This is a genomic window from Streptomyces sp. NPDC048504 (genome assembly GCF_043200035.1).
GTDB lineage: Bacteria > Actinomycetota > Actinomycetes > Streptomycetales > Streptomycetaceae > Streptomyces.
Genome location: NZ_JBICXA010000001.1, coordinates 303,190 through 322,417 on the forward strand (window position 1 = coordinate 303,190; position 19,228 = coordinate 322,417).

18 protein-coding genes are annotated in these 19,228 nt (G+C 69.9%); 11 read left to right on the forward strand and 7 right to left on the reverse strand.

Going from position 1 to position 19,228, the window contains the following annotated elements:
* Positions 1 to 26 precede the first annotated feature (26 nt).
* Positions 27 to 1,004 (forward strand): hypothetical protein, encoded by a 978-nt coding sequence (locus tag ACGFY9_RS01395; protein ID WP_393750774.1) that lies wholly within the window; start codon positions 27 to 29, stop codon positions 1,002 to 1,004.
* Here ACGFY9_RS01395 and ACGFY9_RS01400 read toward each other — a convergent pair.
* Entirely contained in the window at positions 886 to 2,247 is a 1,362-nt protein-coding gene (locus tag ACGFY9_RS01400) for a PLP-dependent aminotransferase family protein (RefSeq protein WP_393750775.1), read from the reverse strand. The two genes, ACGFY9_RS01395 and ACGFY9_RS01400, sit on opposite strands and share 119 nt — an antisense overlap.
* A 96-nt stretch (positions 2,248 to 2,343) precedes the next feature.
* On the opposite strand from ACGFY9_RS01400, the gene ACGFY9_RS01405 reads away from it, so the two are divergent.
* The 6 genes from ACGFY9_RS01405 to metG (ACGFY9_RS01430) all read left to right on the forward strand — a co-directional run bounded on the left by ACGFY9_RS01405 (position 2,344) and on the right by metG (ACGFY9_RS01430) (position 11,618).
* On the forward strand, positions 2,344 to 3,096 hold the full coding sequence (locus ACGFY9_RS01405; RefSeq protein WP_393750777.1) for an alpha/beta fold hydrolase: 753 nt from the start codon (positions 2,344 to 2,346) through the stop codon (positions 3,094 to 3,096).
* A gap of 36 nt (positions 3,097 to 3,132) precedes the next feature.
* On the forward strand, positions 3,133 to 4,131 hold the full coding sequence (locus tag ACGFY9_RS01410) for an endonuclease/exonuclease/phosphatase family protein (RefSeq protein ID WP_393750779.1): 999 nt from the start codon (positions 3,133 to 3,135) through the stop codon (positions 4,129 to 4,131).
* Positions 4,132 to 4,157: 26 nt separating this feature from the next.
* On the forward strand, positions 4,158 to 6,260 hold the full coding sequence (locus ACGFY9_RS01415) for an FUSC family protein (protein ID WP_393750781.1): 2,103 nt from the start codon (positions 4,158 to 4,160) through the stop codon (positions 6,258 to 6,260).
* Between the two features lie 147 nt (positions 6,261 to 6,407).
* Positions 6,408 to 8,174, forward strand: coding sequence for a VWA domain-containing protein (locus ACGFY9_RS01420; RefSeq protein ID WP_393750783.1), 1,767 nt, complete (start codon positions 6,408 to 6,410; stop codon positions 8,172 to 8,174).
* Positions 8,175 to 8,308: 134 nt separating this feature from the next.
* The gene (metG, locus tag ACGFY9_RS01425) at positions 8,309 to 10,030 is read left to right on the forward strand and encodes a methionine--tRNA ligase (protein WP_393750785.1); all 1,722 of its coding nucleotides are present in this window, start codon (positions 8,309 to 8,311) and stop codon (positions 10,028 to 10,030) included.
* A gap of 4 nt (positions 10,031 to 10,034) precedes the next feature.
* Positions 10,035 to 11,618 carry a methionine--tRNA ligase gene (gene metG / locus ACGFY9_RS01430; protein WP_393750787.1) on the forward strand — a complete coding sequence of 528 codons (1,584 nt, stop codon included), beginning with the start codon at positions 10,035 to 10,037 and terminating at the stop codon, positions 11,616 to 11,618.
* Here metG (ACGFY9_RS01430) and ACGFY9_RS01435 read toward each other — a convergent pair.
* Positions 11,615 to 12,358, reverse strand: coding sequence for an SDR family NAD(P)-dependent oxidoreductase (locus ACGFY9_RS01435; protein ID WP_393750789.1), 744 nt, complete (start codon positions 12,356 to 12,358; stop codon positions 11,615 to 11,617). The genes metG (ACGFY9_RS01430) and ACGFY9_RS01435 overlap by 4 nt on opposite strands.
* A 116-nt stretch (positions 12,359 to 12,474) precedes the next feature.
* On the opposite strand from ACGFY9_RS01435, the gene ACGFY9_RS01440 reads away from it, so the two are divergent.
* Entirely contained in the window at positions 12,475 to 13,125 is a 651-nt protein-coding gene (locus ACGFY9_RS01440; protein WP_393750791.1) for a TetR/AcrR family transcriptional regulator, read from the forward strand.
* A 46-nt stretch (positions 13,126 to 13,171) separates the two neighbouring features.
* Positions 13,172 to 13,648: a hypothetical protein gene (locus tag ACGFY9_RS01445; RefSeq protein ID WP_393750792.1), complete on the forward strand. Its 477-nt coding sequence runs from the start codon at positions 13,172 to 13,174 to the stop codon at positions 13,646 to 13,648.
* 50 nt (positions 13,649 to 13,698) lie between these two features.
* Here ACGFY9_RS01445 and ACGFY9_RS01450 read toward each other — a convergent pair whose 3' ends face one another.
* The 5 genes from ACGFY9_RS01450 to ACGFY9_RS01470 all read right to left on the reverse strand — a co-directional run bounded on the left by ACGFY9_RS01450 (position 13,699) and on the right by ACGFY9_RS01470 (position 17,516).
* Entirely contained in the window at positions 13,699 to 15,060 is a 1,362-nt protein-coding gene (locus ACGFY9_RS01450) for a polysaccharide lyase family 1 protein (protein ID WP_393750794.1), read from the reverse strand.
* A gap of 127 nt (positions 15,061 to 15,187) precedes the next feature.
* On the reverse strand, positions 15,188 to 16,198 hold the full coding sequence (locus ACGFY9_RS01455; protein ID WP_393750795.1) for an intradiol ring-cleavage dioxygenase: 1,011 nt from the start codon (positions 16,196 to 16,198) through the stop codon (positions 15,188 to 15,190).
* Between the two features lie 77 nt (positions 16,199 to 16,275).
* Positions 16,276 to 16,464, reverse strand: coding sequence for a DUF397 domain-containing protein (locus tag ACGFY9_RS01460; RefSeq protein ID WP_393750797.1), 189 nt, complete (start codon positions 16,462 to 16,464; stop codon positions 16,276 to 16,278).
* A gap of 17 nt (positions 16,465 to 16,481) precedes the next feature.
* The gene (locus tag ACGFY9_RS01465; protein WP_393750799.1) at positions 16,482 to 16,661 is read right to left on the reverse strand and encodes a DUF397 domain-containing protein; all 180 of its coding nucleotides are present in this window, start codon (positions 16,659 to 16,661) and stop codon (positions 16,482 to 16,484) included.
* Between the two features lie 3 nt (positions 16,662 to 16,664).
* Positions 16,665 to 17,516 (reverse strand): helix-turn-helix domain-containing protein, encoded by an 852-nt coding sequence (locus ACGFY9_RS01470; protein ID WP_393750801.1) that lies wholly within the window; start codon positions 17,514 to 17,516, stop codon positions 16,665 to 16,667.
* A 232-nt stretch (positions 17,517 to 17,748) separates the two neighbouring features.
* Here ACGFY9_RS01470 and ACGFY9_RS01475 point away from each other — a divergent pair, with 232 nt between their 5' ends.
* Together ACGFY9_RS01475 and ACGFY9_RS01480 are read left to right on the forward strand one after the other, a co-directional pair.
* Positions 17,749 to 18,171, forward strand: a complete 423-nt coding sequence (locus ACGFY9_RS01475) for an ATP-binding protein (protein ID WP_393750803.1) — start codon at positions 17,749 to 17,751, stop codon at positions 18,169 to 18,171.
* Between the two features lie 80 nt (positions 18,172 to 18,251).
* A complete protein-coding gene (locus ACGFY9_RS01480; RefSeq protein WP_393750805.1) occupies positions 18,252 to 19,187 on the forward strand; it encodes a hypothetical protein in 936 nt (311 codons plus the stop codon).
* Positions 19,188 to 19,228 lie beyond the last annotated feature (41 nt).

Sequence of the window (19,228 nt, forward strand, 5' to 3'; positions counted from 1 at the left end):
ACGCCCCCCGGCCGTGTCCTGAGGAGGTGCCCCCACGTCTCCGGAGCGCCCTGTCGGCCGTCCTCGTCGCCCTCTCCTGCTTCCTCACGCCCTTCGGCGCGCTGGCGGCCTGGGCGGCGTACGGCCTGACCGACTCCGGCCGCTACGTCACGACGATGGCGCCGCTGGCCGCGGACCCGGCCGTACGGAACGCGATCGCGGACACGGTCGGCGCGGGCATCCTGCGCGAGGTGCGGATCGGCGGGATCCAGGTCGGCGGAGCCAAGGCCGGCCGGGTCCGGATGAGCGCGACCCAGGGCGTGATGGCGCCGTTCGTGCACGACGCGATGCGCTCGTTCACCGAGACCGAGGCCTTCCGCGTGGCCTGGGACGAGGGCAACCGGGTCACGCACGACGCCGTCCTGAACGCCCTGGAGGACGAGGGGCGGACCGGCGCGGTCACCGTAGACCTCGCCTCCGTCACCGCCCGGGTCAAACACCAACTCGCCCGCGAGAACCTCCCGTTGGCGAACAACATCCCCGTCCAGCACACCCGGGTCGAGGTTCTCCCGGCCGGTGAACTGGGCCCGCTCCGGAGGGAGTTCCACGTGCTTGAGGTCGCCGGCTTCTGGCTCCCCGTGGCCGCCGCCGTCTTCGCCGTCACCGGTATCGCCGTCGCCGTGCGCCGCCGGCGCGCGATCACCGCGACCGCGCTCGGCACGGCCCTCGGCGGCGCTCTGCTCGGCCTCGCGCTCGCGATCGGCCGCCACTTCACCGTCGCCGACCTGCCGGCCGAGCTCTCCGGGGCGGCGGGCGGCGCGATCTACGACGCCCTGACCGCGACCCTGCGCACGGTCGCCTGGCTGCTGCTGGGCGTGGGCCTGACGGTGGCCGCGCTGGCCTGGCTCACCCGATTCGCCCGCCCGGCACGGGAGTTCCTGCTCCTGCGCCTCCTGCGAGACCGGCGAGCGTCCGCAACGCCCGCCGCAGATCGGGCACAGCAGCCGACGCGAGCCCAAGTCTGACCGCGTCCGGGGTCACCTTCGGATCGACGCTGAAGGCGGTCCCGGGCGTGATGGCGATCCCGTGCGCCGCCGCGGCCCCCGTGAAGGTGTCGGCCCGCCAGGGCGCGGGCAACTCCCACCAGGCGTAGTAGGTGAGCGGATCGGCCCGTACGGCGAACTCCCCCAACTCCTCGACGACAAGCCGGTGTCGGGCAGCCGCCCCCTCCCGCTTGGTGTCGACCAGCCGCGCCACAGTGCCGTCGGTGATCCACCGCATCCCCGCCTCCAGCGCGAACCGCCCCGCACTCCACCCACCCGACCGGATGGCAGCACCCACGGCCTCGACCCGCCCCTCCGGCACGACGAGAAACCCGACGGTGAGCCCCGGCGCGACCCGCTTCGACAGCCCGTCGACGACATGGACGAGACCGGGGGCGTAGGCGGCGAGCGGCGCGGGGGAGTCCGGATGGAGGAAGGACCAGATGCGGTCCTCGACGACGGGCAGCCCCAACTCCCGCACAGCATCGGCGATTTCCCGTCTCCGCGGCTCGCTCGTCGTCACGGAGGTCGGGTTGTGGAGCGTCGGCTGGAGATAGAGCGCGGAGAGGGGCGCTGTCCGATGCGCGGCGACGACCGACTCCGGCCGCAGCCCGCCCCCGTCCGCCTCCAACGCGACCAGCGTGACCCCGAGCCGCCCCGCGATCTCCCTGACCAGCGGATACGTCAACGGCTCGACCCCGACCCGCCCGCCCGGCCGGACGAGGGAGGCGAGGGTCGCGGCGATGGCCTGCCGGGCGTTGCCGCTGAAGAGGACGCGGTCGGGGACGGGTCGCCAGGCGGGTGTGGCCAGCAGATCGGCCGTGGCCTCGCGGGCCGCCGCCGTGCCGGTGGCCGGGGCGGGGCGCAGCGCCTCGGTCAGCACGTCCGGGCGGAGCAGGGGCGCGAGCGCCGGGGCCAGCAACTCCGACTGGCCGGGCGCGGAAGGGTAGTTGAGCTCCAGGTTCACCGGGGCGGTGGTCGCCGCCTCGACGATCGCCCGCCCGTACGGCCCCGCCGCCGCGGCCCGCACGAAGGTGCCGCGGCCGACCTCCCCCACCACCAGTCCCCGGCGCACGAGTTCGGCGTAGACACGCCCCGCCGTGGAACCGGCGATCCCGTGCCGACGGGCGAACGCCCTTTGCGGGGACAGCCGTTGGCCCGGCCGGAGCCGTCCGGAGGCGATGTCGTCCGCGATGCGGTCGGCGATCCGCCGGTAGTCGCCCACGGGGCCACCCCTCTCCACGTCTCTCGTCACGGCACATTGCACCGAGAGCAAAGATTTTATTGCACCGAGGAGTTGGGCGGACCTAGGGTCGATCGCATGCCACCCCTTACTTCCCCTTATCTCCCCCTTGTCCTCATCCATGGCCACCCCTTCGACCACACGATGTGGACCCCGCAGATCGAGGCGTTCTCCTCCGCCCGCCGGGTCATCGCCCCCGACCTGCGCGGCTACGGCGGCTCCCCCTCGACCCCCGGTGTCACCGACTTCGCGGACTTCACCACCGACATCGAGGCCCTGCTGGAGAAGGAGCAGGTGGAGACGTTCGTGCTGGCCGGGCTGTCGATGGGCGGCCAGATCGCGATGGACTGCTACGGCCGGTTCGGCAAGCGCGTCCGCGGTCTGGTCCTCGCCGACACCTTCCCGTCGGCGGACACCCCGGAGGCCGCCCGCATCCGGAACACCACGGCCGACCGCCTCCTCCGCGAGGGCATGCGCGGCTACGCCGACGAGGTGCTGGAGCGGATGGTGGCACCGTCCGCGGACCCGCGGGTCAAGGCGCACGTCCACCGCATGATGACGGCCACCGACCCCGGGTCCGCCGCGGCCGCCCTGCGCGCCCGCGCCCAACGCCCCGACTACCGTGCCCTGTTGACCCGGGTCACGGTCCCGGCCCTGGTGGTCGTGGGCGCCGACGACACCTACACCCCCGTCTCCGACGCGGAGGCGATGCACGCGGCGCTCCCCGACTCCACGCTCCGGGTGATCGAGGGCGCGGCCCATCTGCCGAATCTCGAACGCCCCGAGGAGTTCAACGAGATCCTGGGGGAGTTCCTGGCACACGTGGGATGATTCGGGCATCTGCGTCCACCGGCGGAAGGTAACCCCTTGGGCACCGCGACCACCGAGTGGACCGCCGCCGACTTCGTGCCCGAACGCCATCGCGCGCGCCGCTTCTGGCGATGGTGCGCCGGGCTGCTGTTCACGGGCGTGAGCGTGGTCGTAGGGTGCCGCACGGCCGACACGGACGCCACCACTCCCGTCCCCCAACTCCTCGCGTTCTTCCCCTGGTTGCTCGCCCCGACCGGCGTCGGACTGTTCCTCTCCCTCTTCACCCGCTGGCGGCTGGGACTGGTGTGGGGAGTCGCGCTGCTGGGCCTGCTGGCGTGGTTCATCGAGCCGTACGGGAAGAGCGGTGATCCGAGCGGTCCCGCGATCGCCGAGCTGCGGGTGCTGACCTCGAACGTCGAGTTCGGGCGGGGGACCGGCTCGCTGGTGCCGGTGATCCGGCGGGAGCGGCCGGACGTGGTGTTCGTGGAGGAGTGCGAGTACACCTGCCAGGCCACGCTGCGGCGGGACTTCGGCACCGAGTTCCCGTACCGGCAGGCGGTGGCGGCGGCCGGTTCGCACGGGTCGGTCATCCTGAGCCGCTTCCCGCTCAAGGGCACGAAGGGCGTCACCGGCACGATGGGCATGCCGGGCGCGGTGGCCGACGTAGCCGGTCATGCCCTACGGCTCCAACTGGCGCACCCCATGCCCCCGTTGCCGAACCAGGTCGCTCTGTGGCGCCGAGAACTGGGCAGGCTCCGGACCTTCGCGGCCACGGACCCCACCACCCCCACGATCCTCGCCGGCGACTTCAACTCCTCCCAGGACCATGCCGCGTTCCGCCGCATCCTGGACACCGGCCTGCGCGACGCGGCCCGCATGGCCGGGCACCCGCGCACCCCCAGCTGGCCGGAGCGCTTCACCCCCACCTTCGGCACCCAGATCGACCACGTCCTGCTGTCCGGGGACTTCTCCGCGAACAGCGCCCGTTTCCTCGACATCACCGGCACCGACCACCGCGCCCTGCTGGTCGACATCACACTCCACCAGCACGAATAGGCAGAGGCGCTGCTCATAATGGGCGCATGTCCCGCGAGTTCCCCATCGGCCTCACACCCCCCGACTGGCTGGTGAGGAACCTCCAATCGCAGCAGGCCCCCCTCAACCGGCCGGCCATCGCCCGCGCCGCCATCGCGATGTCCCTCCCCTTCACCATCGGCCTGGCCGTCGGACAACCCGCCTACGGCGCCCTCGCCTCCATGGGCGCCCTCTCCGGCGTCATCGGCGACACCGCCGACGCGTACCGCATGCGCATCCTCAACATCGCGATCCCCCAGCTCTTCGGCGCGATCGGCGTCACGCTCGGCTCCGCGGTCTACGGCCACGGCTGGTACGCGGTCGCCGCGCTCACCGGCATCGCGCTCGTCTCCGGGATGATCTCGACGATCGGCGCGGTGGCCTCCGTATCGGGCCTGCTCCTGCTCCTCAACTCGGTGATCGGCGCGGGACTTCCGCTCCCCGGCGCATGGTGGACGGCCCCCGTCCTGATGTCCGGCGGCGGCCTCCTGGTCCTCCTCCTGGCCCTGCTGGCCTGGCCGTTGCGTTCCGGAATCCCGGAACGGGCGGCGGTGGCGAACACCTACCGCACCGTCGGCGACCTTCTCGCCACCTGCGGCGACGACCCGACGGCGGCCTACGACGCGGCCCGCCAGGCAGTCACCCAGTCCCTCAACCAGTCGTACGACCTCGTCCTCGCCCGCCGAGCCCGCCACCACGGCCGCAGCCCCGAACTGACCCGCCTGCTGGCCCAGTTGAACGCCATCACACCGGTGGTGGAGGCGGCCCCCGCGGTCCACCAGTCAGGCCACCCCCTCCCGCCCCAGATCCGCGAGACGGTCCGCCACCTCGCGCACGCTGTCGAGACGGGCTACACGGGCCCGATAGGCCTCGACCTCCCCGCCCCCACCGGCGAGACGACCCGCGCGATCGACCACGCCCTGCGCCACGCGGCCGAGGTCGTCACGGCCCCGGACGTGGACCCGAGGGGCATCGACGACCGCCTGGGCCGCCCGGCCGCGCTGCGCATCCGCACGGCGAGGGCGGCGCGCAACGTCCTGCTGTCGTCCGGCTCCTGGCGCTACGGCCTGCGCCTGGCGGTCTGCGTCGGCCTGGCGCAGGTCCTGGTCTCGACGGTCCCGGTCCCCCGCTCGTACTGGGTGGCCCTGACCATCACCTTCGTCATGAAGCCCGACTTCGGCTCGGTCTTCTCCCGGGCACTGCTGCGCGCGCTCGGCACGGTGGCGGGACTGGTGATCGCGGCGGCGGTGCTGTCGGCGGTGCCGCGGGGCTGGTGGGACGTCCTGGTCCTGCTACTCCTCGCCCCCCTGATCCCGGCCCTGACTCCACGCGGCTACGGCTACCAGACAATGGCGATCACTCCGGTGATCCTGCTCCTCTCCGACGTCCTGAACCACCAGGGCACGGCGCTGCTGCTCCCCCGCCTGGTGGACTCCCTGATCGGCTGCGGGATCGCGCTGGTCGCGGGCTATCTCCTCTGGCCGGAGAGCTGGCACACGCGGGTGGGGGACCGGTTGGCGGAGGCGGTGGCGGACACGGCGGCGTACATGGAGTCGGCGTTCGCCACGTCGGAGGGTTCCGCCGTGGGGGTGGAGGCGGGCAGGTCGGAAGGTGTCGGCGGGGGTGCGGAGGCGGGCAGGTCGGAAGGTGTCGGCGGGGGTGCGGAGGCGGGCAGGTCGGAAGGTGTCGGCGGGGGTGCGGAAGTGGACCCGGCCGCCCGTGCCCGTATGCGCCGCCGCCTCTACCGCGACCTGTCCGTCATCCGTACGGAGTTCCAGCGCGCCCTCACCGAACCCCCGCCCACCGGCCGCCTCGCCGCCGGCTGGCTCCCGCTCGTCGTGGCCGTGGAACGGATCGTCGACGCGACGACGGCGGCGAGGGTACGGGTGAAACATGGAGCACCACCGCCGTCACCGGCCGAGGTGACCCAAGTGGCGCTCCAGCTCCGGGAGTTGTCGGAGGGCGTACGCGAGTCGGAGGTGCTGGTGGAGGTCCGAACGGATCTGACGGGCCCGGCGCAGAGCGTGCTGGAGCCGTTGCGACAGGAAGTGGCGGCGGCACGGGCGATCGCGTCGCCGTACCGAGGCACAAACAGGCAGGTGAACGGGTGAGCGAAGTGGTGGCTGAAACAGGGGGTGTTGACGAGACGCGTCTCATGCGCCTTGCCCATGCCTAAGATCGCCGTCCGGGGCCGCTAACCTTACGTGTCCGTCCTGGCCAGGGATTGACGGCTTCAACTCACGCGAAGGGTTGCGCACATGGGCATTCTCACTCTCCTGCGGAATGCATTCGGCAGGTCACGCAAGGAGCGTGCCGCCGGAGCAGAGGGTGCGGAACGCACTCCTTCGCAAGAGCAGCCGACCACGGTGGCTGTGGAACCGGACGCGAAGGTCCCGTCCCCCTCCACAGAACCCGACCTCACCTCGACGCCGAAGCCGTCACCCGCGGCAACGGTCCCGGAACCCCGCCCGTCCTCCGCTTTGGAGGACGACGACGAGCACGAGCTCGTGGCGCTGGCCTTCGACAACGTGTCCGTCCCGAAGCCGACGACGTCGGCGGAAGGGGCGGAAGGGGCGGAAGGTACCGGGGCTGCGGCCGAGCGGGAGCCGGTGGCGGTGCCGGTGGCGGTGCCGGTGCCGGTGCCGGAGGCTGTCGCCGAGCCGACGGCGGAGGTTGTCGCCGAGCCGACCGCCGAGGTTGTCGACGAGCCGGTGACCGAGGTGACTGCCGAGCCGACTGCTGAGGTGGTTTCCGAGCCGGCTACCGAGGTGACTGCTGAGCCGGTGACCGAGGCCGTGGTTGAGCCGGCTGCTGAGGCTGTTGCCGAGCCGGTGACCGAGGCCGCCGTTGAGCCGACGGCTGAGGCTGCTGCTGAGCCGGTCGTCGACGCGGAGCCGGTCGTCGAGGCGGAGGCCGGGGCAGAGTCTGAGCCTGCGGTTGAGGTGGCGCCCGAGGTCGAGGCGGAGCCGGTTGCGGAAGCCGAGCCGGTTGTCGAGGCCGGGGCGGAGCTCGCGCCTGCGGCTGAGGTGGCGCCGGAGGCGGAGGCCGAGCCGGTCGCCGAGGTCGAGGTAGAAGCCGAGCCTGCCGCTGAGGTGGCGCCGGAGGCGGAAGCTGAGCCCGTCGCGGAGCCCGAGGTGGCGCCGGTCGCCGATGTCACGCCGGAACCGGAAGCCGAGGCTGTCGTAGACACCGCCCCCGAGCCGGTCGCGGCCGAAGCCATCGCCGCCGAACCTGCTGCGGAACCGGTGGCGGCATCCGCAGACGCGGATGCGGATGTACCCACCCCCCTGGCCGCGGCCGCCGACGGTGGGTCCGCCCCACAGGGGCCACCCGCACTCGACGACGAGAGCGTCACGGGCGGTGCGGGTGGGGAAATCATTGGGGCCGAGGGCGTAGCCGAGGCCGTAGGGGCCGGTTCCGCCGCCGCCGCTCTCGCCAAGGCCGACCTCACCGGTACCCGAGCGAAGCTCTACCTCGTCCTGGACCGCTCCGCGAGCATGCGCCCGTACTACAAGGACGGTTCCGCCCAGGCCCTCGCCGACCAGACCCTCGCCCTGGCGACCCACCTGGACCCCGACCCCACCCCCACCGTCCACGTCGTCTTCTTCTCCACCGAGGTCGACGGCACCACGGACCTCACCCCCGCCTCCCCCGAGAACGCGATCGACGAGGCCCACGCCGGCCTCGGCCGCATGGGCCGCACCAGCTACCACGCCGCCGTAGAAGCCGTACTCACGCACTACGACAAGAACGCCACCCCCGGCACCCCCGCCCTCGTCGTCTTCCAGACGGACGGCGCCCCGGACGCGAAGACCCCGGCCACCCAGTCCCTCACGGACGCGGCCAAGTCGCACGCCTCGGTGTTCTTCTCGTTCGTCGCGTTCGGCGACCACGACAACAAGGCCTTCGACTACCTCCGCAAGCTGAAGACCGACAACACGGCCTTCTTCCACGCGGGCCCGACCCCCCTGGAGCTCACGGACGCGGAGCTGTACGACGGCGTACTGATCGACTGGCGCCCGTAGCACCACCATCTGGAAGAACCCCCGTCCCGCCCGCTTCCCACCCCGTAAAACGGGAGGCGGGCGGCACACCCATGTCGGCTACGATTTCAAGGTTCGCAACAACAGCAACACACCGACCTGGGAGCAGCCCCCCGATGGCTCGACACCTCATCACCAGCGCCCTTCCGTACATCAACGGGATCAAGCACCTGGGCAACATGGTGGGGTCCATGCTCCCGGCGGACGTGTACTCCCGCTACCTCCGCCAGCGCGGCCACGACGTCCTCTACATCTGTGCGACGGACGAACACGGCACCCCGGCGGAGCTGGCCGCGAAGGAGCAGGGCCTCCCCGTAGCCGAGTTCTGTGCGCAGGCGCACGACGCGCAGAAGGCGGTCTACGACGGCTTCGCGCTGGCCTTCGACTACTTCGGCCGCAGCTCCTCCCCCCAGAACCGCGAGATCACCCAGCACTTCGCCCGCCGCCTGAACGAGAACGGCTTCATCGAAGAGCGCGCGATCCGCCAGGTGTACTCGCCCACCGACGGCCGTTTCCTCCCGGACCGCTATGTGGAGGGCAACTGCCCCCACTGCGGCTACGACAAGGCCCGCGGCGACCAGTGCGAGAACTGCACCCGCGTCCTGGACCCGACCGACCTGATCAACCCGCGCTCGGCGATCTCGGGCTCCACCGACCTGGAGGTGCGCGAGACCAAGCACCTCTTCCTGCTCCAGTCGAAGCTCCAGCACGAGGTCGAGGAGTGGGTCGCCGCCCACGAGGAGGAGTGGCCGCAGCTCGCGTCCTCCATCGCCCGCAAGTGGCTCACCGAGGGCCTGCACGACCGCGCGATCACCCGCGACCTGGACTGGGGCGTCCCGGTCCCCGCCGACACCTGGCCGGAGCTGGCGGCGGAGGGCAAGGTCTTCTACGTCTGGTTCGACGCCCCGATCGAGTACATCGGCGCGACGAAGGAGTGGTCGGACGCGGCGCCCGCCGGTGAGACGCGGGACTGGAAGTCCTGGTGGTACGAGAGCGACGCGACCGTCCGCTACACGGAGTTCATGGCGAAGGACAACGTCCCCTTCCACACGGTGATGTTCCCGGCCACCGAACTCGGCATCCGCGAGCCCTGGAAGAAGGTCGACTACGTCAAGGCCTTCAACTGGCTGACGTACTACGGCGGCAAGTTCTCCACGTCCCAGAAGCGCGGCGTCTTCACCGACCAGGCCCTGGACATCCTCCCGGCGGACTACTGGCGCTACTTCCTCATCGCCAACGCCCCCGAGTCGGACGACTCGTCCTTCACCTGGGAGCACTTCACCGCCACGGTGAACAAGGACCTGGCCGACACCCTCGGCAACTTCGTCAACCGCGTCCTGTCCTTCTCGAAGAAGCGCTTCGGCGACGAGGTCCCGGCCGGCGCGGACGCGGGCGAGGCGGAGGCGAAGCTCGGCGAGGAGATCGCGGGCCTGCTCGCCGAGTACGAGAGCCAGATGGAGGCCCTCCAGTTCCGCAAGGCCGCGGCGGCGCTCCGCGCCCTGTGGTCGGCCGGCAACTCCTACCTGGAGGAGAAGGCCCCCTGGCTGGAGATCAAGACCGACCCGGAGGCCGCGGCCCTCACGCTGCGCACCGCGATGAACCTGATCCACCTCTACGCGGTGGTCTCGGAACCCTTCATCCCGTCCTCCTCGGCCGCCATGCGCCAGGCCTTCGCCCTGAAGACCGACACGGCGACCTGGGTCTCCGCCGACGAGGCGAAGTCCCTGTCCACCGTTCCCGCCGGCACCCCCTTCATCGTCCCCCCGGTCCTCTTCGCCAAGCTCACGGACGAGGACCTGGAGACGTACAAGGAGCGGTTCGGCGGAGACCAGGGGTGACCCTGTGACGTACTACGTCACCACCCCCATCTACTACGTCAACGACGCCCCCCACCTCGGCCACGCGTACACCACCGTGGCCGCGGACGTCCTCGCCCGCTGGCACCGCCGGCGCGGGGAGGACGTCTGGTTCCTCACGGGCACGGACGAGCACGGCCAGAAGATCCTGCGCACGGCGGAGGCGAACGGCGTGCCCCCGCAGGAGTGGGCGGACCGCCTGGTCGAGGAGTCCTGGAAGCCGCTCTGGGACCATCTCGCCATCTCCAACGACGACTTCATCCGTACGACGGAGCGCCGGCACACGGACCGCGTCCAGGAGTTCGTGCAGGACCTGCACGATAAGGGCGAGATCTACAAGGGCGGTTACGAGGGCCCGTACTGCGTGTACTGCGAGGAGTACAAACTTCCCGGCGAGCTGATCGAGGCGGAGGACGGCACCGGTGTTCCGCTCTGCGCGATCCACCGACGCCCGGTGGAGATCCTCAAGGAGGAGAACTACTTCTTCAGGCTGAGCGAGTACGGCGACCGCCTCCTCGCCCACTACGACGCCCACCCGGACTTCGTCCAGCCCGCCTCGGCCCGCAACGAGGTCGTGAACTTCGTCCGGCAGGGTCTGCAGGACCTGTCGATCTCCCGCTCGACCTTCGACTGGGGCGTCAAGGTCCCCTGGGACCCCTCGCACGTGATCTACGTCTGGGTCGACGCGCTCCTCAACTACGCGACCGCCGTGGGCTACAACGAGAACCCGGCGAAATTCGGGGCCACCTTCCCCGCCGACGTCCACCTCGTCGGCAAGGACATCCTCCGCTTCCACGCGGTGATCTGGCCGGCGATGCTGATGGCCAACGGCCTCCCCCTCCCGGGCCGGATCGCCGCCAACGGCTGGCTGTTGGTCGGCGGCGAGAAGATGTCCAAGTCGAACCTGACCGGCATCAGCCCCGAAACGCTGACCGCGCACTTCGGCGTGGACGCCTACCGCTGGTACTTCCTGCGCGCGATCGCCTTCGGCCAGGACGGCTCCTTCTCCTGGGAGGACTTCACCGCCCGCTACACCAGCGAACTCGCCAACGGCTACGGCAACCTGGCGTCCCGGGTGACCGCGATGACGGCCAGGTACTTCGACGGCGCGCTGCCCGCGCCGGGGGAGGAGACCGAGGCCGAGCGCTCACTCAAGGCGGCGCTGCTGACGGCGACTTCGGAGGCGGACCGCCGTATCGGGGACCAACTCGACTTCCAGGGCGGCATCCTGGCCGTCTTCGACTTCGTCCGCCGGGTCAACGGCTATCTGACCGACCAGGAACCCTGGAAGGTCGCCAAGTCCGGCTCCCCCGAGGCGCGCGACCGCCTGGCGACGATCCTCTACACGGCCGCGGACTCACTGCGCGCGATCGCGATCCTCCTCGAACCGGTCATGCCGGAGACGTCGGAGCGGCTGTGGGACTCCCTGGGCGCGTCGACATCCCTGGGCCCGCTGAGTGACCAGCGAGTCCGGGAGGCCTCGGCCTGGGGTGCGCTTCCGCCCGGCTCCCCGGTGACGAAGGGCGCGGTTCTCTTTCCGCGCCTTGAGGAACGTACGGACGACTCCTAGCCGAGCACGCTGAACGTGTCCTCCGCCTGGTCCCGTCGCCGCACCAACTCCCAGGCGCCGTCGGCGATTTCGTCCGGGTCGAGGGTGCGGTCGCCGACGTTCCCGAACTGCTCGGGGTTCGATGTGACCAGCTGGTGGATGTCACCGCGCTCGATGAGGCCGCCGATGACCAGGGTCCCGGCGTAGACCCCCGTGTCGGCGAGTGCCGCGTTGAGGGTCAGGGCGTAGTTGCGCAGGGCGGCGGCCGAGACGGCGAGTGCGCCGAGCGTGGGCATCGGCACCACGGCACTGAGCCCGCCGGCGAACACGAAGGCACCGGCGCCCCGTTCGACCATGCCGGGCAGCACCTTGCCCACCACGTCGACGGCCGGATACATCCAGGTCATCGCCTCCTGGACGCCGACGGAGTCGGTCTCGGTGATCGACTTGGGGCGGCTCTCGTCGAGGTCGAGGGCGCCCGGGCCGTAGTACGCGAGGTCGATCCGTCCGTATCGCTCGATGACCGCGTCGAGAACCGAGCCGAGCTGCTTGGCGTCGCGCACATCGGCGACGTAGGACACGGCTTCGACGCCCGCCGCGGCGAGGGACTCGACATAGCCGGCGTGCCGGACGTCGCTGCGGGACACGAGCACCACGGCGTACCCCTCGCGGCCGAAGCGGTGGGCGACGGACAGGCCGAGCCCGGGGCCGACCCCGAGGACGACGGCGACCTTGGGCTGTTGCGATGCAGATGCGGGCATGACGGAGCCTTCCGGGACGACTTCACGGACACGGCTAACTTGAGGAGCACCTCAAGTTATGTCTCCGACCGTAGCACGGAACCTGAGGCTCACCTCAAGTTCCGTATGATGGCGTCATGCACCAGACCGATCCCGCGCCCACCCCCAAGCCCCTGCGGGCCGACGCCGCGCGCAACCGCGACAAGCTCCTCGTGGCCGCCACCGACGTGTTCGGCGAGCGCGGTCTGGACGCGCCGCTGGAGGAGATCGCCCGGCGGGCCGGGGTCAGCATCGGCACGCTGTACAACCACTTCCCGACCCGGGAGGCGTTCTGGGACGCGATCTTCCCGGAGCGGCTGGCCGCGCTGGAGCGGATCATCGACTCGGCGCTGGCGGCCCCGGACCCCTGGGACGGGTTCGTCGGGTATCTGGAGGGACTCTTCGCGCTACAGGCCGAGGACCACGGCCTCAACGACGCGATGGCGCAGCGGTTCCGGCCGGCGGGGGAGGTCGAGCAGGCCTGTCACCGCGGCTTCCGGCGCGCCGAGCAGATCATCGAACGGGCCCGGGACAGTGGGCAGTTGCGCCCCGATTTCGAGCCGGAGGACCTGGTCACCCTGATCTGGGCGATGTCCCAGGTGATCCGTGAGTCGATGGCCACGGCGCCCAACACCTGGCGCCGCTGCCTGGCGTTCTTCCTCGACGGTCTGCGGGCTGGTGCGGCGCGTCCCATCGCGGTGCCACCATTGACCCCGGGTCAACTCAGCGAGGTCATGCGGGCTCGGTGACGGACCCCGACGTAGACGTGTTCGCGCCAACCCGTAAGGTGCCGCCATGGCAGTCCCCGAGGTCATCCCGATCGCCTACGACCCGAACCAGCGCAGCGGGGCCGTCGGCCGCTACGCGGACGGTCAGTTCCTGGCGTCGGTCACCTACGCGTTCCCCCAGGGTTTCCGTCCCGCCGACGGCTGGGAAGAGCAGAAACGTCTCTACACGGTGCTCCACACCTTCGACGCCGCGGGCCGGTACCGCGACTCGGAGATCTGGTGCGCCGGCACCTGGGCCGAGCAGCAGCACGCCCCGCACGGCGACGGTTCGGTCCTCTCCCAGGCCCGCATCCACCTGGCGAAACTGCTCCGCGCCCTCCCCCGCCGCAGCTACACCGACATCGCGGTCCGCCCCTTCCAACGCACCGTGGACGGCGTCCTGTTCGGCCTGCTGGTCGAGGAGGACGAGGACGGCAGCTGGGCCGAGCTGTACCCGGACCGGCACGCCTTCGGGCCACCGTGGGACGGCACGTACGACAGCTGAGCCGCAACTGCCCTGTCGGCAAGGGAAGTTGCGGCTCCAGAGCGCGACCGCTACTTGAGCACCCCGGCCCCAGTGGTGGTCGCGAGCTCCGTCGGCAGGTTCTTGGCGGAGGTCTCCAGCCCGGCCGTGAGGGTCGGCGTCCAGTTCACGGTGGTCTTCAGCTTCTTGGAGTTGGCGGCGTTGTAGGCGGCGACGAGGTCGGTGGCGGTTCCGTTGACGAGGTTGCCGCCACCGGCGATGGACCCGGTGCCGTCGCCGCTGAACAGCTTGCTCACCTTCTGACTGGCCGAGGTCTTCCAGTAGTTGTCCTCAGCGACGACCTGGGCCTTGGCCCGCGAGTTGACGCTGTACTGGAGCACGTACCCGTTGAGGGTCGTGGTGTCGAAGTAGTTGTTGTAGATGTGGATCTGCCCGATCCGGGCCAGGGGCGCCCGCTGCACGATCCCCTTCCACACGTTGTGGTGGATGGAGACGCGCAGCTTGCCGACGCTGTCGGTGTCGCTGGAGCCGATGAGCATCGTCTTGTCGTGGTTGGTGAACTGGTTGCGCTCGACGGTCACCAGGTCCGAGCCCTTGGTGATGTCGAGGTCGCCGTCGTGGATCTGGTACTGGCGGCCGTAGTACGTCGGGTCGGCGGTGTCGAGCCCGGGCGCGTCGGTGAACGTGTTGTGGTCCGCCCAGACGTGCGTGGCGCCGCGCAGGGTCACGGCGTCGTACTGCGAGTTCCAGTTCCCGCTGTCCCCGTCCGTCGGGTCCCACTGCGGGAAGCAGTCCTGGGTGGCGGCGAAGGTCAGGTTCCGCACGATCACGTTGTCCACCTTCTGCACCTGGAGCATGCCGCCGGTGATCCCTGCCTTGGTGCCGGGCACGCCCACGACGGTGGTGTTGGCCGGCACCCTGAAGATGATGTTCTTCGCCTGCTTGGTCTGCGCGGCGGCCCGCGCCTTCTCCTGCGTGCCGGAGGGGAGCTTGGAGGTGCCGTAGGCGGAGGGGGCGTAGGCCTTCAGGTACGCGGACAGCGAATAGCCGGTCCCCGCCGAGTAGTCGGCGCAGCTCAGCTTCTTCCCGGAGTCGTCGGTGTTGGCGTCGATCGTGCCCTTGATCTTGACGATCCGGGGCGTGGTGTCACTGGCCGACCCCAACGCCTTCACGAGCTGCGCGCGGGTGCTCACGGTGAAGGTGTGCGCGGCATCGGCCTTCGCGCCGCCAGTGGTACCGGCCCCGGACGAGGCCCAGCCGTCCTTGGCGGCGAGCGTCTGGTGATACAGGTCGACGCTGGTACTGGCGGCGTTCGCGTTGAGCACGAGAAAGCCCGCGCCGATGCCCGCGGCGGCCACGGCAGCCGTGACGACGACCGTGCGGCGCTTGCGGAGGGAGCGGCGGTGGGAAGGAGCGGGGGAAAGCGTGGCCACGGGAAGTCCTTTGGTGCGGCGAGGGGTTACGACTCCTCAGTGGCCGTCAGGATCAAGAAGGTTGCCGCGGCCCGCCAACTTTCTTGATCCTGAGCAAAGTTACGACTTACGGCCTATGCGCTGCGCTCTATGAGGACGCGGATGCCGATGCCGACGCGCTCGGCTGGGTGTCCGTGCTGTCGTGCGTCTCGTCCGGGGCGACGCCCATCGTCAGGTGCGCCCGGACACCCTTGGCGATGCGCTTCTTGTCGTAGTCGAGGTAGAGCAGGCCGCCTTCGTGGCCGTTCTGCGGGTAGATCGTGTCCTCGGTGAGGGTGGTGCGGGTGGTGGTGTTCGTGGAATACGGCTCCACCGTCGCCGACGCGAGCACGGACTTCTCGTCGAAGAAGAGCTGGCCCGTGTGGCAGGTGTGCCCGCCTTCATAACCGGCGTCCGTCCACTCACCGTCGACATGCACCTTGACGTGGATGTGGACGCATCGGCCCTGGTACCACCCCGGGAACACCGTCTTGAAGGTGACGTAGCCGCGCTTGTCGGTCTTCCAGGTGCCGCGCAAGTACCGCTCGTCGTCGGTCGGTTCGGAGTGACCACCGCCGGTTCCGCCGGAGGGGGCGCCGGACGGGGGTTCGCCGGTGGGCGTACCCGAGGGTGTGTCGGTCGGCGTTCCCGAGGGCGCGTCGGTGGGAGCGCCGCCGCCTCCGCCACCTCCGCTGCCCATCGCCTCGTAACCGGAGTAGATGCCGAGTGCGGTGCAGTGCCAGATGTCGACGGCCGCGTTCTTGACCGGCTTGCAGGTCTCCGAGTCGATCACCTTGAGGGTGAGGGTCAGGGGAATGCCCTCCTCGTCTTCGGTGATGTCCTGGCGGATCTTGTCGGCGTCGATGTAGTACGGCCCCTCGGTGGTCTCCGAGGTGAGCGTGTAACACGTCTCGGCGCCGCTCGCCGTGCTCTTCCCGGGCGCGGTGGGGCTCGCCCCGTCCGCGAACGCACTCGCGGCGAGCCCGCCGCCCACACCGACCGCGGCAACGGCGGCCCCGCCCGCGACGACGACCTTGCGCCGGGTCAAGTCCCGTTTGTGCGCCGGGGATTGGCTACGCGGTTGTTCCGGCGACTGGTTGGCTGTTTCGTTTCCCGTCATGCCCGGACCGTAGGTAAGAGGCCTGTAAGGAACATGGGTGTGGGCTGTGGTTTCCCATGAATCCTGAAGGCGCCTCCTCAGCGGGGGCCGGTGCGCTGGTCGCGTATGCGGTGGAGGAGGGCGGCGAGGGTGGTGGGGGTGAGGGGGAGTATTCGGGCGGGGTCGTCGCTCTCTCGGAGGAGCAACTCGCCTTCAGAGGCTGCCATTTCCACACAGCTGGCCCCGTCGCTTCCGCTGGAGAAGGTGGACTTCTGCCACTCGATCACGGTCACAGCTCCTTCCGTTATCGCGGGTCCGCTCCAAGGTGGCGCAGGAGCCCGGCAAACCCGGTGCAGGTGACGGGAAGTATTCGGCTCGGATCGTCGCTCTCACGGAGAAGCAGGGCGCCGTGGTTCTGGGCCAGTTCCACGCACTCGTTGCCGTCTCCGCCACCGGAGAACGAGGACTTCTGCCACTGGATCACGCCTTACAGCTCCTTCGTCATTCGGTGGATGTAGTCCTGCGACTTGGCAGGGGCGAGAGCCGCCGCCTCCACCCTACGGAAGAGGGTTCGCATGGCCAGTAGTTGGGCGGGCGCATCCAAGAACGCCGAGCCGTACGGGGCGTCCCGCTGCACGGTGTCCAGTTCGGGCACCGGTCCACCGGCATAGAACATCATCGCGCCCGCGCCGGCGAAACCGTCCACGTCGAACGGGATCACGCGCACGGTGATGTTCGGCCGCTCCGACTGGCTCAGCAGTTCGTCGAGCTGAGCGCGCGCTACCAGGCGGTCTGCGACGCGCGTGCGCAGTACGGACTCATGCACCAGCGCCTCATAGGAAGCGGCACCCTCTCGGGCGAGGACCTGCCTGCGGCGCATACGATGTTCCACCCTCAACGCCCGCTCGTTTTCCGGTAGTTCCGGAATGACGTAGTCGAAGACTGCCCGCGCATAGTCTTCGGTCTGGAGCAGCCCGGGCACATGAGCCGTGCCGACCACCTGCATGAACCGCGCATGATGCTCCAGCTCGGCCAGATCCTGGAAGACGGGTGGCAGTACGTCCCGGTACTCGTCCCACCACCCGCGCGTACGATCCGTCGCCATCTCCACGAGGGCATCGACCAACTCCTGGTCTGCGCAGGCGTACTGCACAGCGAGTCGCCGCACCCGGTCCCCGCTGACGCCGGCATTCCCCGCTTCGATCTGGCTCATCTGGGCCGGATTCGTGCCGAGCTGCCGAGCTGCCTCTCTGGACGTCAGCCCCGCTGCCTCCCGGAGCTTGCGCAGCTCAACACCGAGCCGTACTTGCCGAGCTGTCGGCTGAGTCCTCGCAGGCATGGGCCTCACTCCCTCAACGTCACTACTGCCACCGGGTTGAACGACCCGATCGGGTGCCAGATTACGAGAACAGCTTGCCTTGGCAAAACATTTGGCCCTACCGTCAGTGACGCGACGCACACCCTGCGGAACACCGGGACCCCGGAAGCGCACCGCCCCGCCATGCCATGCCGGCCGCGACAAGCCACCGCCCGCCGACCCGCCAACTCCCCCTCCCTACCAGGAGTCACCCATGCCCGAAACCGACGAACAAGCCGCCCCCTGGGAATACACCCTCACCATCCCCCACGACCCCCGCTCAGTCACCGTCTGCCGCCGCACCCTCCGCCTGATCCTGACGATGCACGGACTGATCGGCCTGGTCGACACCGCCGAACTCCTCGCAACGGAGCTGGTGGGCAACGCCGTTCGCCACACGGAGGGGCCCGCCGCGCTACGAGTCTCCTGGGCGCCCAGCGTCCTCCGTATCGGCGCCTGGGACGCGAACCCCGAACCCCCGCAGCCTCCACGTGAGTTGACCGCGATCACCGATCTGGAGGAGGGACGCGGGCTTGCCTTGGTCAAGGCCTGCGCGAACCAGTGGGGCTGGCAGCCCCTGTCCAGGAACGGTCACCGGGGCAAGTGCGTCTGGTGCGAACTGGGCGGCGCGGCCTGAACGTTCCTTCGCCCCTCGAAAGAGTGAACGTCCCCGAATCGGCCGGACAACCCGGTCCTTGATCCACCTAGGTTGCGCACATGGTCACATCAGCTCACGAGGGCATGCACCGCATCTTCCAGGAGCGGCCCGAGATCCTCACGCCCGTCTTCGGCGTGCTGGGCATCGCGTTACCCGAGAAGGCGGCGGTCTACGCGATCACCTCCGACGTGACGGAGACCCGGCCGATCGCACGGCACATCGACACCGCGCTGCGGGTGTGTCCTTCGGACGGGGAGGACTTCCTGCTCGCCGTCGAGTCACAGGAACGGCGGGATGAGAGGAAGGAGGCGAGCTGGCCGTACTACGTCGCCTACCTGCAGTCGAAGTACAAGCTGCCGGTCCTGCTGCTCGTGCTCTGCCGCGACCGGGCCACGGCCAAGTGGGCGGCCGGTCCGTTCGACTGCGGTACGTGCGGCTGGACCGTCCAGCGAACGTGGCCCCTCGTCGTCGGACCGGACAACCTCCCGATGATCACGGACGCGAGGACCGCCGCCAGAAATCCCGCGCTGGCCGCGTTCTCAGCCCTGACACACGCCAACAACCGCGACTGCGACGCCATACTGGACGCACTGGACCACGCCCTGACGGGCATGGACGCAGACGCCTCCGACTACATCTACCAATTCCTGGACGTCACCCTCGGGGAGACCCCCGCCGGAGACAAATGGAGGAGCATCATGGGTTTCGTCAACTACTTCCCCGGCCGGGGCCACCTCATGGAGAGGGCCTATCTCGAAGGTCAGGCCGAGGGCAAAGCTGAGGGTAAAGCTGCGGGCGAGGCCGCGCTGATCCTGCGGCTGCTCGAGAAGCGCGGAGTCCTGGTCTCCGAGGGCACGCGGGAGCGCATCACGTCCTGTGCCGATCTCGACACTCTGACCCTCTGGTTCGACCGGGCCCTGACGGTCACGGTCTCCGAGGATCTGTTTGCCGAAGGAACAGACGGTGCAGAAGGTTCAGCGGACGCCACCCCGTGACCTTGACCGTCAACTACCCTTCGTTGACGGAATGTTGACCG